This is a genomic window from Actinomadura latina NBRC 106108 (assembly GCF_001552195.1).
In the GTDB taxonomy this organism is placed as follows: domain Bacteria; phylum Actinomycetota; class Actinomycetes; order Streptosporangiales; family Streptosporangiaceae; genus Spirillospora; species Spirillospora latina.
This window is the reverse complement of sequence record NZ_BCQS01000018.1, coordinates 60,623-75,216: the sequence shown is the minus strand read 5'-3', so window position 1 is coordinate 75,216 and position 14,594 is coordinate 60,623. Positions and strand designations below refer to the sequence as shown.

The following is a 14,594-nucleotide window of genomic DNA, read 5'->3' as shown; positions in this document are numbered from 1 at the left end:
CCCCCGGCTGACCCCTGCCGCCGCATGGCCCGCCCCCACCCCGGGCCATGCGGCGGCCGATCATGCGGCCGGAACCGGCCTCAGTCGTTCAACGACTCCGAGATCCGGACGAGCTGCTCGCACACCTCGGTGATGTCGGCGATCGGGAGCTTGCCGGTCTCGCCGGACCGGGCGCACCAGCGGAACGTCGCCGACTCGCACCAGATGGTCAGGTCACCGTTCCCGGACAGGATGGACATGCCGAGTTCGTCCCTCGGCGTGAGGTCGTCGATGCCGCGCTGGAGGAGCAGGGCGTGCAGGTCCTTGATGGCGTGCGGCTCGTCCAGCCGCCAGCTGTGCCGGTGGCGGCGCGCGGTGCGCGGGAGGGGCAGGGCGAACCAGGTCGCCTTCCCCCGGACGGCCGGCGTCCGGAGCCGGGAGCGGGACGGGTGGTGCCCCCACCGCCCCTGGGTGAGCAGTTCGATGATCTCCAGGCCGCGGCCGTGTTCGAGCATCGGGCCGGCGGGCGCCTGGGGGCGCCATCCCCGGAGCGTGTCGAACGCCTTGACGACCAGTTCGTCCCTGCCCCGCCCGTCCACGCGCTGGTAGACCCACAGTTCGGCGCCGGACTCGCCGCCGTCGGCGGGCGTGGCGTGCTGTAAGACGTTCGTGGCCAGCTCGCTGACCATGAGGGTGATGTCGTCGGCGTCCTGGACGGAGAGTCCGAGCGCGGGGAGCAGTCCCGTGACGTGCGCGCGGGCGACCCGCGCGATCGAGTCGTCGGTGGGCAGCGGCAGGGCCGCGCAACCGCCGTTCTCCAGCCTCCACGGAATCCCGCACGTCGCCGCGGCCTTCGTCATGACGCCCACCTCGGGGGGTTTCCGGAGACATTCACGATTCAGACATTCGCGGCTTGAACCTCCATGGTTCGCGACTCGCTATGTGTGAATCACAGAACCCAGCTTTGCACATTTCTGGCCGGATGGTGCAGTGGATGGCAAGGATCATGCAGAGAAGTTGAGACGTTCATCGATGTGCACGAAACCGTCCAAACCGCGTTGCCGCGCGGTACCGCGAACGTGTACCGGAGGACACGCGACGACCGGCGCGCGGCGCTGTACCGTGGACGCGCCTGAGAGAGGGCCGCACACATGAAAGATCCCCCAGGGGTGCAGCCCTGGGGGATCCTGTGTGCGGCCCGGTCAGTCAGCGGTCGTACCTGCCGGCCCGCACGTCTTCGAGGAACGCGGCGAAGACGGACCGGGGAACGACGTGCGCCCCGGCCTCCGGTGTCCTGCTGTCACGCAGCCCGGTGGCGGTCTCGAGGTCGGCGACCTCGACGCAACCCCCGTTGCTGCTCGCGCTCGCGGTGGCCTTGAACCACCGTGCCTGAGAGAGGTCCATGAGTCTTACTCCAGCTTCGCGATGAGTGCCTCCAGGTGAGCCGCGGTGTCGGCGGCGCTCAGCGCCGCTCCGCGGATCTCTTCGAAAATCTCGCCATAGGCCTCCACTTTGGCCGGGTCGTCGATCTCCTGGATGTCGGCGTCGTTCTCCAGGAAGACCATGGACGGCTCTCCCCCGGGGAACCGGAAGATGTTGACCAGCGTCGACATGCCGGGGTGCAGGCCGTCCGACAGGCGCAGCAGCCGGAGTTCGACGTTCGGCCGCGCCGACATGGTCAGCAGGTGGCGCAGCTGGGCGCGGCGGTCGCCGGGGTCGCCCCACTCGTACATCAGGGACGCCTCGGTGATCAGCGCGACCAGTTCCGGCGCCTTCCCCTCGTCGCGGTCGAGGATCTGCTGCTTGCGCAGCCGCGCCCGCAGCGCCTGCTCGCGCCACTCCGGCGACTGCGTCCCGGACCTCAGCAGCGCCTGCATGTACGGCAGGGTCTGCAGCAGCCCCGGCAGCACCAGCGGCATGACCACCCGGATGCTCGACGCGTCCCCCTCGTAGCCGGGGAACTCGTTGTTGAACACCTCCGGGTAGTCACGCCACCAGGCCCGCTGCCTGGCGCGCGTCGCGAGTTCCTCGAGCTCGTCGAGGTCGCTGCCCTCGTAGATGCGTGCCAGGTCGCGGATGTCGCTGAGCTCGGGGCGAACCCAGTTGTTGGCCTCGAACCGGCCGACCTTCCCCCGTCCCCAGTTCAGCCGGTCGCAGACCTGGTTGGCCGTGTATCCGGCCTCGACGCGCAGCTCTCGCAGGCGGCGCGCCAGCCCCCGTTTGGCGATGGTGGCGCCGTACGCCTCGCTCATCGGCACCACCTCCCTTGACATACGGCCGGCATCAGCATACGCCTTCCGAATTTGTGAATCACAGATTTGGCCGAATCAGGAAGCGCATCACGAATCCCGTCAGGTAACGGCATCATGCGACCGCCTCAGGACGCGGCCCGGTCGAACTCGCCCTTCCGCACGCCGTCCAGGAAGCACGACCATTCGTGCTGGTCGAAGACCGAGATCAGCTCCCCGGACGTCCGCAAAAGCGTCCATTCTCTGACAAAAGCGACTTCGACGCCGCCCTCGTCGCTCCCCGAGCGCCGCCAGTCCAAGGCGTCCGGGTCGACGCCCAGCTCATCCACCGTCGGCTTCTTCATTCTGGCTTCCTCGCTACACCGCAGTACGCCCATCGCGACCCATCACTATCGGCGGCGACAGGGTCCTCGGCACCCCACTCACCGGTGTAGGAGACCTCGCGCCCCGCCCCGGCGTACGGCGGGACGAGCTCCAGCCCGTCGAAGAACCGGGTGACCTCCGCGCGGGTCCGCATGTGGACGGCCGCGGTGGACCGGGAGTACTCCTCCTTGATCGTGCCGAGCGCCCGATCGGCCTGCCGGTCGCCGGTGGCGGCGGACAGCGCGAGGTAGCTGCCGGGCACGAGCCGGCTCATGTACCGCTGGATGAGGCCCCACGGGTCGTCCTCGTCCGCCACGAAATGGGTCAGCGCCACCATCAGCAGCCCGACCGGCCGGGTGAAGTCGATCGTCTCCCGGGTGACCTCGTGCCCGTACAGCCCGTCCGGGTCGCGGAAGTCGGCCGTGATGAACGCCGTCCCGGACGAGCCCTCCAGCAGCTTGTTCGCGTGCACCCGCACCAGCGGGTCGTTGTCGACGTACAGGATCCGCGCGTCGGGCGCGACCGCCTGCGCCGCGTCGTGCGTGTTGTTCATCGTGGGCAGGCCGGCGCCGATGTCGATGAACTGACGGATGCCGTGCTCGGCCAGCCACCGCACCGAACGCTGCAGGAACCCGCGGTTCGCCCACGCCGTGTCCATGGCCTCGGGCATGTTCGCGCGGATCTTCTCCCCGGCGGCACGGTCGACCTCGAAGTTGTCCGTGCCGCCGAGGAAGTAGTCGTACATTCGGGCCACGCTGGGGATGGTGATGTCCACCCCGGGTGGAGCCTGCTCGGTACCGCTCACCGTTCCGCCTCCCTTGCCGCCTTCGCGGCCGGCGTCGTCATTCTGGCTTCCTGGCCACAGCGGCATAGCCCAGCCGTGAGCCATCACTGTTCGCGGCGTCAGGGTCATCGGCCCCCCACACCCCGAGATGGCACAGCTCCGCGGGCGCCCCCTCGTACGGCGGGACGAGCTCCAGCCCGGTGAGGAACCGCTCGATCTCCGCGCGGGACCGGGGGTAGGCGCCCTGAGACGACGACTTCGCGTACACCGCCGTGACCTCGTCGAGCTCCTCGCTGACCTGCCGGTCGCTGCTGATCGCGGACAGGGCCACGTAGCTGCCCGGCACCAGCCGGCTCACGTACCGCTGGATCAGCCCCCACGGGTCGTCCTCGTCCGACACGAAGTGGGTGACCGTCACCAGGAGGAGCGCCACCGGCTGCGTGAAGTCGATCATCTCCCGGGTCTTCTCGTGCCCGAGCAGAGCGTCCGGGTCACGGAAGTCGGCCGTGATGGACGCCGTCCCCGGCACCCCCTCCAGCAGGGACTTCGCATGAATCTCGACCAGCGGGTCGTTGTCGGCGTACAGGATCCGCGCGTCGGGCGCGATCTTCTGCACCGCGTCGTGGGTGTTGTTGCCCGTCGGCAGGCCGGCGCCGATGTCGATGAACTGCCGGATGCCGTGCTCGGCCAGCCACCGCACCGAACGCTGCAGGAACCCGCGGTTCGCCCACGCCGCGTCCTCCAGGTCGGGCATGTGGGCGCGGACCTTCTCCACCGCCTCGCGGTCCACCGTGTAGTTGGCCGAGCCGCCGAGAATGTAGTCGTACATTCGAGCCGGGCTGGGGACTGTGGCGTCCACCCCGGGGGGAGCCTGCTCGATGTCGCTCACCGTTTCGCCTCCATTGCCACAACTTGTGATGCACGAATTATGAGGCAATGCGGCCACCCGAGGCGATGATCCGGCAGCGAACGGTATCCGTCCGGCACGGCAGGGTTCGGCGTCGTCCCGCCGGGCATCACGGGCCGGAAAAGGGGGAATCAAGCATGAAAACCGCACCTGATCTCGCACTACGCCAGGTCACGATGCAGTTCGTCGGTAACGCCACCACGCTGCTGCGCTGCGGGCCGTTCACGTTGCTGACCGATCCCAACTTCCTGCATCGCGGGCAGCGCGCCTATCTGGGGTTCGGGCTTTCGTCCAAGCGGCTGACCGAGCCGGCGTTGAACATCGAGGAACTGCCGCGCCTGGACGCCGTCGTCCTGTCCCACCTGCACGGCGACCACTGGGACCGGGTCGCGCGCGGGAAGCTCGACCGCGGCCTGCCGATCGTCACGACGCCGCACGCGGCCCGCCGGCTGCAGGGCTGGCACCGCTTCCGGCACGCGACCGGGCTGCGCACCTGGGAGTCGCACACCCTGGTGAAGGACGGGGCGATGCTCCGTATCACCGCGATGCCGGGGCGGCACGCGCCCGGCCCGGCCCGCATGCTGCTGCCTCCGGTGATGGGCAGCCTGCTGGAGTTCGGGCCGGCCACCGGCGAGGTGCAGTACCGCCTCTACATCACCGGCGACACGCTGATGTTCGACGGCATCCGGCAGATCGCCCGGCGGAACCGGAACATCGACCTGGCCGTCCTCCACCTGGGCGGCACCAAGCTGCCCGGCGGGCTCATCGTGACGATGGACGCCGCGCAAGGCGCCGACCTCTTCGAGGCGATCCGCCCTGGACATGCCGTGCCGGTCCACTACAACGACTACGGCGTCTTCAGTTCGCCTCTGGACGACTTCCGCCACGAGATGGAGCGCCGGGGCTTCGGCGACCAGGCGACCTACATCGAGCCCGGCCAGACCCACACGTTCACTCAGGCCTGACGCCGGCCCGCCTGCTCGCGGGCTGCCCGCTCCCGGGCCGCACCCTCACGGCCTATGCGTTCACGCATGGCGCGGATCATGCGCAACGGGAACAGGCCGATGAGCGGGGCACGCCGCCCCAGGTCGTCGGTGTCCTTCCGGTCGAAGGCGCGGGCGTAGCGCTGCGCCCGCGCTGCCGCGTCGTACTCCTTCGCGCCTCCGGCACCGCACTCGCGCACGCACGACCAGCGCATCGTCGTTCCCTCGGCGGTGAATCGGTAGTCGTGCCCGAATATGCGGCAGGCCAGCATGAGGTCACCCTTCCCTGTTCTCCGGCGGCCCGTACTGGTTGCGGGCGAGCGGCCGGGCCCGTCCCTCGTGGACGGCCTCGCGCAGCGCGGCGCGGAACCGTCCCGGGCCCCAGTAGCGCGCGCCCACCATCTCGGCGAGCCGGTTCCGGGCCGTCGGCCCGTGCTCGGCGAGCGCCTGCGCGATGGTGTTGACCTCCCGGTCGAGGGCGAAGTCCGCGTCGGACGCCCAGTCGGTCGTCCAGCCGGTCATCAGGGTCGGCGAGTAGAACGCCCGCCCGGGGCCGGGGCGGAACCGGCGCAGCCCCGCGCGCTGCTCCCGCTCGCGGCGCAGGACGCGCTCGCGGATGCGCTCGTCGCGTTCCCGCGCGGCCCGTTCCCGCTCCGCCGCCTCGGCGCGCTCGCGCTCCGCCTGCTCGACCGAGCCGGACTCCGCCGCCAGCGACTCCGCGGTGGAGCGGTGCTGCGCGGCCTCCATCCGGTCGGCGGCGGACTCGGCGCGCATCCGGTGGACGCCGGCCTGCCGCTCGTGCCGCTCCGCCGCCGTGTCGTCGTGTTCGGCGCGGGCCACATGCGCGAGCGCCAGCTCGGCGTGCATGCGCTCCCATTCGTCGTAGGTCTCGGCCTGGTCGAGCGCGATCTCGGCCTCGATCCCGTCGAGCCCCTCGGCGCGCCCGCGGGTCTCGGCGGCCATGGCCCGCTGCTCGCCGGCCCGCGCCCGCTCCGCCGCCGCCTCCGCGAGCGCCGCGTGGATCTCCGCGTCCGCCTCGTTCTCGGCGGACATCGCCGCCGACCGCTCGCGCAGCGCGCGGGCCCGCTCGTCCGCCGCCGCGGCGCGCTCGAGCGCGCTCGCCCGCTCGGTGTCGTTCCCGGCCCGCTCGGCGCCGGCGCGCTCGTCGTGCGCGGTCGCCTCCTCGGTGAGGCGCTCGGCGTCCCACTCGGCGATCTGGGCGAGGACCTCCTCGACGCGCAGCCGTTCGGCGGCGCCGTCGCCGCCCTCCTGCACGCGGGGCCTGAGCTGGTGGATGGCGGCGCGGTGCTCGGCGGCACGCGCCCGCGTCTCCTCGGCGTGCCGGCGCGCCTCCAGCGCGGCGCGACGCCCGGGGCCGCCGTCCGCCTCCCCGGCCGTCCCGGCCGGCGCCTCCTGCCCGGCCGGTGCCGCTTCCTTCTCGTCGGCCTCGTGGGCGGTGAGGGGCTTGGCGATGTTCTCCAGCGACGCCTGCTCGGCACGGACGCCGAAGAGCAGCTCCGCGATGCCGCCGAGCATCATGATCACGGCACCGATGAGGAAGCCGATCGCGACCCTGCTCAGCATGCCGCTGTCGATGAACCTGCCGAAGAGCAGCGGGCCGGAGATGCCGCCGACCGCCGTGCCGACCGCGTAGAAGAACGCGATGGCGAGGGCCCGCGTCTCCATCGGGAAGATCTCGCTGACCGTCAGGTAGGCGGAGCTGGCGCCGGCCGAGGCGAAGAAGAACGTCACGCAGACCAGCAGGATGAACGACCAGTTCGACAGCGCGTCCGTCCAGAGGAAGACCCCCAGCAGGACGGTCAACGCGGCCGAGATGAAGTACGTCCCGGAGATCATCGGTTTTCGGCCCACCGTGTCGAACATCCGCCCGAGCAGGAGCGGGCCCAGGAAGTTCCCGAGCGCGAAGAGGACGATGTAGTACGGCACCGCCCCGGACGCCACGTCGAAGTACTTGCTCAGGATCGTGCCGAGGTCGAACGTCACCGCGTTGTAGAGGAACGCCTGCCCGACGAACAGCGCGAAACCGAGCGTCGCCCGCTTCGGATAGACCTTGACCGCGACCTGGGCGATCTCCCGGAACGGGATGGCCTTGCGCTGCCGCACCGTGATGCTCTCGCCCGGCTCCTCCAGGGTGTGGTCGGTCTGCTCGCGTACCTCCGACTCGATGCCGTCGACGATGCGTTCGGCGTCCTCCTCGCGCCCGTGGATGAACAGCCAGCGCGGGCTCTCCGGGACGTGCCGCCGGACGAGCATGATCGTCAGGCCGAGGATGGCGCCCATCGCGAACGCGTACCGCCAGCCCATGTCCTTGGCGAAGATCGAGGTGTTCAGGAACAGCAGCGCGGCCACGGCGCCGAGCGCGGAGCCCAGCCAGTAGCTGCCGTTGATCGCGAGGTCGACGCGGCCGCGGGCGCGCGCCGGGATCAGCTCGTCGATCGCCGAGTTGATCGCCGCGTACTCGCCGCCGATGCCCATCCCGGTGACGAACCGGCACGCGAAGAAGTACCAGGGCGCGAACGCGAACGCGGTCGCCACGGTGGCGAGGACGTAGACGCCCAGCGTCAGGATGAACAGCTTCTTGCGGCCGAACCGGTCGGTGAGCTGCCCGAAGAACAGCGCGCCGAGGCACGCGCCGGTGACGTAGATCGCCGCCGCGAGCCCGATGTCGCTCGCGGTCAGGCCGAGGCCGCTGCCCGACTCCGTCAGCCGCGCCGCGACGGACCCGACGATGGTGACCTCGAGGCCGTCGAGGATCCAGACCGTGCCCAGGCCGACCACGACCATCCAGTGGAACCGCGACCAGGGCAGCCGGTCCAGGCGCGCCGGGATCCGCGTGGTGATCGTCCCTACGCGTGTATCAGCGGTCATGCGGTCAGCCCTCCAACGAACCGGCGGTCGGCCCCCGACCGAATCGATCAGCGGTATGGCTACCCGTCAGCCGCAAATCACACCACGCGGCCCCGGCAAGATCGAGAAGGGCCCGGACAACGCGAAAAGGCGCCCGCCGTGGCGGGCGCCTTTCGGATCGGGGTCACTTGAGGAAGGGGAGCCTTTCCACCAGCGGGGTCTTGCCCCACCAGCGGCCGAGTCCCAGGGTGTCGCCGGCGCTGACCAGGGCCAGTCCGACGATCAGGAGTGCGTAGATGATGTGGTCGTCCATGAAGACGTTGTTCTCCGGAGGAAGAACGGCCGTCCACATCAGGACCAGCAGCGCCGCGCCGCCGGCGGCCGCGACCCGCATCCCGATGCCCAGGATCAGCGCCGCGCCGACCCCGGCCAGCCCCATCATGAACAGCCAGTCGGCCCAGGCCGCGCCGGCCAGGTCGTTGTAGAACCCGGCGAACGGGCCCTTGGGTGCGTGCGCCAGGAACCCCTCGGTGGGGCTTCCGCCGTCCAGCCAGCCCTTGCCGGCCGGGGTCGCGTGGCCCAGCCCGAACAGCTTGTCCACGAACGCCCATGCGAACACCCAGCCCAGCGCCAGTCGCGCGGCCGCCCAGATGTAGCGAGCGGCGGGCGTCTCGGTCAGCGGCTTGGGGGCGACCACGCGGATCAGAGTGCTCCGCCTCACGTGCGTCTTGTGCTCGGAGACTGCCATCGCCGTCTCACCTTCCATCACATCGCCTTGGTTTCTTCATCTCTTACTCAACCCTGGCCGGGCCCTTGCCCGTAGGTCCGTTCGGTCCATGTTCAGCGGGACCAACGTCCCCCTTATCCGGGCGGTGTCCCAGAATTTCCCGGCGACACGTGGCAATGGATGGAAATGGCCGGCCTACGGCCATTCGGTCTTGTGACCGAAGCCGCGGGCGTTGTCGATGAGCCGGAGCCAGGTCGGGCGGACGCGCCAGTGGCCGGCCGCCGCCAGCGCGCCGGCCAGCCGGGCGTCGTCCGCGACGAAGGGGAAGCGCGCGGCGTAGGTTTTCCGGGCGACGTCCAGGTCAATGCCGGTCAGGCGGTGGCACACGCCGCGCCCCTGGACGCCGCGCAGCGTCCGCCAGCTCTGGTCGTCGGCCTGGACGGTGAAGGCCACCGGCACGCCCGCCGGGTCGGCCGCCAGGGCGCGGCCGTGCCGGGTCGAGGGCGAGCTGACGAACACCAGCGAGCCGTCCGCGGCCGGGGCGTAGAAGACCGCGCACGCCTGCGGGCCGTCCTCGTCCGCGTAGGCGAGGTTGAGGACGGCGCAGGCGGCCAGCGCGTCCCGGAACGCGCCGGTCACCGGCTTCGCAGCGGCGGAATCGACGGCATCTCCGGGGCGGACGCGATGTCCTCGGCGGTCAGCTTGAACGCGTCGGGGTAGCGGTCGCGGCGGGTGCGGCGGTCGGGTTCGGTGGTGCGCCAGCAGTACAGGCAGCGCTCGCACCGCAGCACCTCCCACACGCCGGGGACGGGGGAGGCGAACAGCGGCTCGACTGTCTCGTGCGCGCAACGCGGGCAGGTCATCTCGGGTGCTCCTCTCAGCGGCGGGCGGCCAGGTCGCGCAGGCGGACGAGCCACTCGGCGGCCTCGGGCAGATCGCGGACCTGGTTTCCGTAATTTCCGCGCGGGTCGGGGGCGGTGGGGGTGGTGGCGTCGATGACGAGCTTGTCGGTGATGCCGGGTGTCGTCGCCTGCGGCGCGAGCCCCAGTACCGACATGTTGGGCACCTGGATCAGGTCGCCCGCCGGGTTCATCTTGGTCGACAACGCCCACATGACCTGCGGAAGGTCGAACGGGTCGACGTCCTCGTCCACGACGATGACCGTGGCGGCGTAGCCCAGCCCGTGCGGGGTGCTGAGCACGCGCAGCCCGACGGCCTTGGCGAAGCCGCCGTAGCGCTTCGCGGTGGAGACGATGACGACGAGGCCGTGCGTGTACATGGCGTTGACCGCCCGCACTTCCGGAAACTCGGCCTTGAGCTGCTGGTAGAGCGGCACGCAGGTGTTGGCGGCGATCAGGTAGTCGACCTCCGTCCACGGCATGCCGATGTAGAGGTGCTCGAAGATCGGGTCGGTGCGGTAGGAGATCCGGTCGATGCGGATGACGGTCATGTTGCGTCCGCCCGAGTAGTGCCCGGTGAACTCGCCGAACGGCCCCTCGATCTCGCGCTTGCGGCCCTCGATGACGCCTTCGATCACCACTTCGGAACCCCACGGGACGGGAAGTCCGGTGAGCGGGGCCTCGGCGATCGGTGCGGGCGCGCCGCGCAGCGCCCCGGCCAGTTCGTACTCGTTCTCGTCGTAGCGCATCGGAGTGGACGCGGCGATCGAGATGACCGGGTCGTTGCCGATGGTGATGGCGACGGGCAGGTCCTCGCCGGCCTCTTCGGCTTTCCGCAATTGCAGCGCGATGTCGTGCATCGGGACGGGCTGAAGCGCCAGCCTGCGCTTCCCTTTCACCTGGATGCGGTAGATGCCGACGTTCTGCTTGCCGCTGTTGCCGGGGTCCTCGGGGTCACGGGAGACGACGGCGGCCTTGTCGATGTAGAAACCGCCGTCGCCGTCATTGAGCCGGACGAGGGGCAGCACTTCGAAGACGTTGACCTCGTCGCCGTCCATCACGTTCTCCGCCCACGGCGGGCCGGCGCGCCATTCGGGCGCGACGGGGAACGTGTCCCAGCGGCGGCTGAACTCGCTGACCTGCTCCTTCACGCCCATTCCCTTGGGCAGGCCCAGCGCGAGCGCGTGATTGGCCCACGACCCGTGGACGTTCATGGCAATGCGCGCGCTGGTGAACCCGGCGACGTTGTCGAAGTACAGCGCGGGGGCGTCATCGCCCATCCGGCAGGCGGCGTTGGCCGCGGCGGCGATGTCGGGTTCGGGCATCACCTGGTCGGTGATGCGCAGCAGTTGCCCCTCCTTGTCGAGGGCGTCCAGGAAACTGCGGAGATCGTCATAGGGCATGGTGGTTGCTCCTTTCACGGGCGGCCCGCATTCCTTCCCAGCGGCGTGCGGGGGCGGGCAGGTCGAACTGGTCCAGGACCCTGGCCGTGATGTGGTCGACGATGTCGTCCACCGTTTCGGGGTGGTTGTAGAAGGCGGGCATCGGCGGCACCATCTGCACGCCCATGCGGGCCAGCGCGAGCATGTTCTCCAGGTGGATCTCGCTGAGCGGCATCTCGCGCGGGACGAGGACGAGCCTGCGCCGCTCCTTGAGGACCACGTCGGCGGCGCGGGCCACGAGCCCCTCGGCGTAGCCGGTCCGGATCGCGGCGAGGGTCTTCATGGAGCAGGGCGCGATGATCATCCCGTCCGTCCGGAAGGAGCCGGACGAGATCGGCGCGCCCTGGTCGTCGGGCGCGTGCACGGCGTCGGCGAGTGCCCCGACCTCCCGCGCCGACAGCCCGGTCTCCAGTTCGACGGTCGCCCGCGCCCACCGCGACATCACCAGATGCGTCTCGACGTCCGGGAGCCTGGCCAGGTTCTCCAGCAGCCGGACGCCGAACACCGCTCCCGTCGCACCCGTCATTCCGACGATGAGTCGCATGGCCGTCCACTCCCCTGAGATTTCGGTCACGCCTGTCCGGCGCCGCGATTCACGCTAGGGCGAGGGCTGATAATCGCTGTCATAGATCAAGGACAGCGGATGAAGAAAAACGGACAACCTCAGCGGGCGGACATTCCGCACATCCCGTACCGTCCCGCCGCGGGGGCACCACCGGGCGTGGAAGTTCTGGACCTGCCCCGGCTGATCTCGCGTGCCCGCGCCCACGAGGTTGAGATCTACGCCCCGCGACGCCCGGTGTTCCACGAGTTCATCGCCGTCAAAGAGGGCACGGTGCGCTGCTCGGTCGACTTCAACGAGTTCCGGGTGCCCGCGGGGAGCTGGCTCTGGATGCGGCCCGGCCAGATCCACCGCTATATGGGCGACCTCCGCCAGGCTGAGGCGACGGTGGTGCTGTTCACCTCCGACTTCCCGGACGCCGCGACCCGCGAGGCGGTCGGGCTCGACCTGCGCGTCCACCATCGTCCGCTGACACCCGCGGGGACGCAGAAGGCCGCCCTGGACGGCACGCTGCGTCTCCTTGAGGACGAGTCCGGCCGCCTCGCCGACCTCCCCCTCGAAGCGCACATCGACGTCATGCGCCACCTGCTCGGCGTCATCCTGCTGCGGCTGACGCACCTGAACGGCGGGCCGGGCTCGCCCGCCGCCGCGGGCGAGGTCTTCCAGCGTTTCCAGCAGGCCGTCGACCAGGACCTCTCCAGCAGCCACCGCGTCGCCGACTACGCGGCCCGCCTCGGCTACAGCGTCCGCACCCTGACCCGCGCCACCCGCGCCGCGACGGGCTGCGGCGCCAAACGCTTCATCGACGACCAGATCCTGCTGGAGGCGAAACGGCTGCTGTCCCATACGGACCTGCCGCCGTCCGCGATCGCCGACCGCCTCGGCTTCGGCTACCAGACGTCGTTCAGCGCGTTCTTCCAGCAACGGACGGGAATGCCGCCGACCGCCTTCCGGGCCATGTCCCGGGGCGCCGCGGGCGAACCATGACGATCAGGGAGTGGCCGGTGTCGCCCTCCTTCGTCCGAGCGGTGCGCGCTGATCGGCTTGCCGGCTGAACTGTCCGACGCGGCGGGTACAGCTTCGTATGTGAGCATCGAACAGTTCCTGGAGACCGCGCACGGCCTGCCCGAGGTGACCGAGAACGAGTCGTACGGCGGCATGACCGGCTTCAAGGTGCGCGGCAAGGGCTTCGCCTACCTCAACGAAGCGGCCGAGACCGTCATGCTCAAGGCCACCCGCGACGAACAGGCCGCCCTCGTCGCCGAGGCCCCCGATGTCTTCTCACCGTCCTGGGCGAGCGGCCGCTTCGCCTGGGTGAACGTGAACCTCAGCAGGGTCGACCGGGAGGAACTGGCCGAACTGGTCACCGAGGCCTGGCGCCTCTCGGCCCCCAAACGCCTCGCCGCCGACCGCGCGTAGACGGGCGGGCGGAGGAGAGCGCTGGCGGCGCGGCGGGCGCCGCCTGCCGGCCACCCGGGCCGGCCGGTACGGCGTCCGCGCGCCGCGGGCACCGGACGGATATCGCCACGGCCGACCGGACGGCGGCGTGCGGGGAGGTGCGGGCGGCCCGGGCCTGTCCGGCGGGGCGCCGAAGCTCGCCTCGACCAGTGCGTCGAACTCCTGCCGCAGCCAGTCGTCGTCGGCGTAGATCAGGTCCGCGAACCCTGCGCTCACCGGCAGGGTGCCCGAGTCCGGCATGGTGATCACTCCCCGGAAACCTCTGTAAGCGCCACCAGGTCATTGACCGCTTCTACTACTCCTATAGCCAAGGTTGCAGGTTTCTGTCAAGCACACCTTCAGGTCTGCGGATGTTACGCAGCGCCCAGCACCCGAGGGCCACGACCTGGATGCGGTCGGTTGACACGGGGCGAGTGGAAACCTATAAATGGACTCGTAGGTTTCCTCTTCTGTGAGGAGCAGGTACTCGGCGTCAGGTGGGGCGCCGAAGGTCTTCGGAGGTGATGGTCATGTTGCTGACGTCGATCGACCCGTTCGTGCAGGAGTTCGAGCGTCAGTTCGACCGGGCGATCCGCCAGGTCAGCGGAGCGGGCAACGGGAACGGCATGCCGATGGACGGCATCCGCCGCGCCGACGACGTCGTCCTGCGGTTCGACCTGCCGGGCATCGACCCCGGTTCGATCGAGGTCACCGTGGACCGCGGCGTGCTGTCGGTGACCGCACGCCGCGAGGAGGAGTTCGGCGAGGACGAGCGCGTGTTCGTCCGGGAGCGGACGATGGGCTCGTTCACCCGCCGGGTCTACCTGTCGGAGCACCTCGACGCCGAAGCGATCGAGGCGGCCTACGACAACGGCGTCCTGGCCGTCCGCATCCCCGTCCTGGAGAAGGCCCGACCGCGCAAGGTCGCCGTCCAGCAGACCGGCGACGGGCAGAAGGCGATCAGAAGCTGACCGCCACGGTTCCGGACACGGCCCCGGATCCGCGGCATCCCCCCACGCGGGCCGGGGCCACCCCGGCGGCCGCGGCGCAGGCGAAAGAAGAGCCCATGAAACTGCCGTTCGACGACGAGCACGCCGCCCTGTACACCGTGGGCCAGGTCGCGCAGATGCTCGACGTGCAACAGGCGTTCCTGCGCCGCATCGACGACCACCATGTCGTCTCCCCCGAGCGCTCCGTCGGCGGGCAGCGCCGCTACAGCAGGCACGAGATCGGGCGTATCCAGGAGGTCGTCACCCTGATGGGCGACGGCATGACCCTGCCCGCCATCCGCCGCATCTTCGAACTCCAGCACGAGCTGGCCGAAATCACCCGCGAGCGCGACGAACTCGCCCGCCGCCTCGCCGCCCGCGAACCCGGTCACGGCTCCTGAAGCG

The 14,594-nt window shown here is 70.3% G+C and carries 18 protein-coding genes; 5 read left to right on the top strand and 13 right to left on the bottom strand.

Features of this window, described 5'->3' with window-relative positions; genetic code table 11:
• Positions 1–80: 80 nt before the first annotated feature.
• The 6 genes from AL2_RS22985 to AL2_RS22960 all read right to left on the bottom strand — a co-directional run bounded on the left by AL2_RS22985 (position 81) and on the right by AL2_RS22960 (position 4,264).
• Positions 81–839 (bottom strand): ATP-binding protein, encoded by a 759-nt coding sequence (locus AL2_RS22985; protein ID WP_067636767.1) that lies wholly within the window; start codon positions 837–839, stop codon positions 81–83.
• A 346-nt stretch (positions 840–1,185) separates the two neighbouring features.
• Positions 1,186–1,383: a DUF397 domain-containing protein gene (locus AL2_RS22980; protein WP_067636766.1), complete on the bottom strand. Its 198-nt coding sequence runs from the start codon at positions 1,381–1,383 to the stop codon at positions 1,186–1,188.
• Between the two features lie 5 nt (positions 1,384–1,388).
• The gene (locus AL2_RS22975; RefSeq protein WP_067636765.1) at positions 1,389–2,231 is read right to left on the bottom strand and encodes a helix-turn-helix domain-containing protein; all 843 of its coding nucleotides are present in this window, start codon (positions 2,229–2,231) and stop codon (positions 1,389–1,391) included.
• 125 nt (positions 2,232–2,356) lie between these two features.
• The gene (locus AL2_RS22970) at positions 2,357–2,572 is read right to left on the bottom strand and encodes a DUF397 domain-containing protein (RefSeq protein WP_067636763.1); all 216 of its coding nucleotides are present in this window, start codon (positions 2,570–2,572) and stop codon (positions 2,357–2,359) included.
• Positions 2,569–3,396, bottom strand: coding sequence for an SAM-dependent methyltransferase (locus AL2_RS22965; protein ID WP_067636762.1), 828 nt, complete (start codon positions 3,394–3,396; stop codon positions 2,569–2,571). Before AL2_RS22965 ends, AL2_RS22970 begins: the two co-directional genes overlap by 4 nt.
• A 37-nt stretch (positions 3,397–3,433) precedes the next feature.
• A complete protein-coding gene (locus tag AL2_RS22960) occupies positions 3,434–4,264 on the bottom strand; it encodes an SAM-dependent methyltransferase (protein ID WP_067636760.1) in 831 nt (276 codons plus the stop codon).
• A gap of 155 nt (positions 4,265–4,419) precedes the next feature.
• Between AL2_RS22960 and AL2_RS22955 the strand changes: the two genes are divergently transcribed.
• Complete coding sequence (locus tag AL2_RS22955; RefSeq protein WP_067636758.1) at positions 4,420–5,247, top strand: MBL fold metallo-hydrolase; 828 nt, start codon at positions 4,420–4,422, stop codon at positions 5,245–5,247.
• On the opposite strand, the gene AL2_RS22950 is transcribed toward AL2_RS22955, so the two are convergent.
• The 7 genes from AL2_RS22950 to AL2_RS22920 all read right to left on the bottom strand — a co-directional run bounded on the left by AL2_RS22950 (position 5,238) and on the right by AL2_RS22920 (position 11,745).
• On the bottom strand, positions 5,238–5,537 hold the full coding sequence (locus AL2_RS22950) for a hypothetical protein (protein WP_067636756.1): 300 nt from the start codon (positions 5,535–5,537) through the stop codon (positions 5,238–5,240). The genes AL2_RS22955 and AL2_RS22950 overlap by 10 nt on opposite strands.
• Positions 5,538–5,541: 4 nt before the next feature.
• Positions 5,542–8,154, bottom strand: coding sequence for an MFS transporter (locus AL2_RS36670; RefSeq protein ID WP_083946812.1), 2,613 nt, complete (start codon positions 8,152–8,154; stop codon positions 5,542–5,544).
• 163 nt (positions 8,155–8,317) lie between these two features.
• Entirely contained in the window at positions 8,318–8,881 is a 564-nt protein-coding gene (locus AL2_RS22940) for a DoxX family membrane protein (RefSeq protein ID WP_067637105.1), read from the bottom strand.
• A 174-nt stretch (positions 8,882–9,055) separates the two neighbouring features.
• Positions 9,056–9,499 (bottom strand): pyridoxamine 5'-phosphate oxidase family protein, encoded by a 444-nt coding sequence (locus AL2_RS22935; RefSeq protein WP_067636754.1) that lies wholly within the window; start codon positions 9,497–9,499, stop codon positions 9,056–9,058.
• Positions 9,496–9,723, bottom strand: coding sequence for a non-oxidative hydroxyarylic acid decarboxylases subunit D (locus tag AL2_RS22930; RefSeq protein ID WP_067636752.1), 228 nt, complete (start codon positions 9,721–9,723; stop codon positions 9,496–9,498). The genes AL2_RS22935 and AL2_RS22930 overlap by 4 nt, the downstream gene beginning before the upstream one ends.
• A gap of 14 nt (positions 9,724–9,737) precedes the next feature.
• On the bottom strand, positions 9,738–11,162 hold the full coding sequence (locus AL2_RS22925; RefSeq protein WP_067636750.1) for a non-oxidative hydroxyarylic acid decarboxylases subunit C: 1,425 nt from the start codon (positions 11,160–11,162) through the stop codon (positions 9,738–9,740).
• Entirely contained in the window at positions 11,152–11,745 is a 594-nt protein-coding gene (locus tag AL2_RS22920) for a non-oxidative hydroxyarylic acid decarboxylases subunit B (RefSeq protein ID WP_067636748.1), read from the bottom strand. The genes AL2_RS22925 and AL2_RS22920 overlap by 11 nt, the downstream gene beginning before the upstream one ends.
• A 99-nt stretch (positions 11,746–11,844) precedes the next feature.
• Between AL2_RS22920 and AL2_RS22915 the strand changes: the two genes are divergently transcribed.
• From AL2_RS22915 to AL2_RS22900, 4 genes are all read left to right on the top strand, one after another.
• A complete protein-coding gene (locus AL2_RS22915) occupies positions 11,845–12,750 on the top strand; it encodes an AraC family transcriptional regulator (protein WP_067636746.1) in 906 nt (301 codons plus the stop codon).
• 99 nt (positions 12,751–12,849) lie between these two features.
• On the top strand, positions 12,850–13,182 hold the full coding sequence (locus tag AL2_RS22910) for an MmcQ/YjbR family DNA-binding protein (protein ID WP_245666856.1): 333 nt from the start codon (positions 12,850–12,852) through the stop codon (positions 13,180–13,182).
• 548 nt (positions 13,183–13,730) lie between these two features.
• Entirely contained in the window at positions 13,731–14,171 is a 441-nt protein-coding gene (locus tag AL2_RS22905; RefSeq protein WP_067637101.1) for an Hsp20/alpha crystallin family protein, read from the top strand.
• A 95-nt stretch (positions 14,172–14,266) separates the two neighbouring features.
• A complete protein-coding gene (locus AL2_RS22900) occupies positions 14,267–14,590 on the top strand; it encodes a MerR family transcriptional regulator (RefSeq protein WP_067636743.1) in 324 nt (107 codons plus the stop codon).
• Positions 14,591–14,594 lie beyond the last annotated feature (4 nt).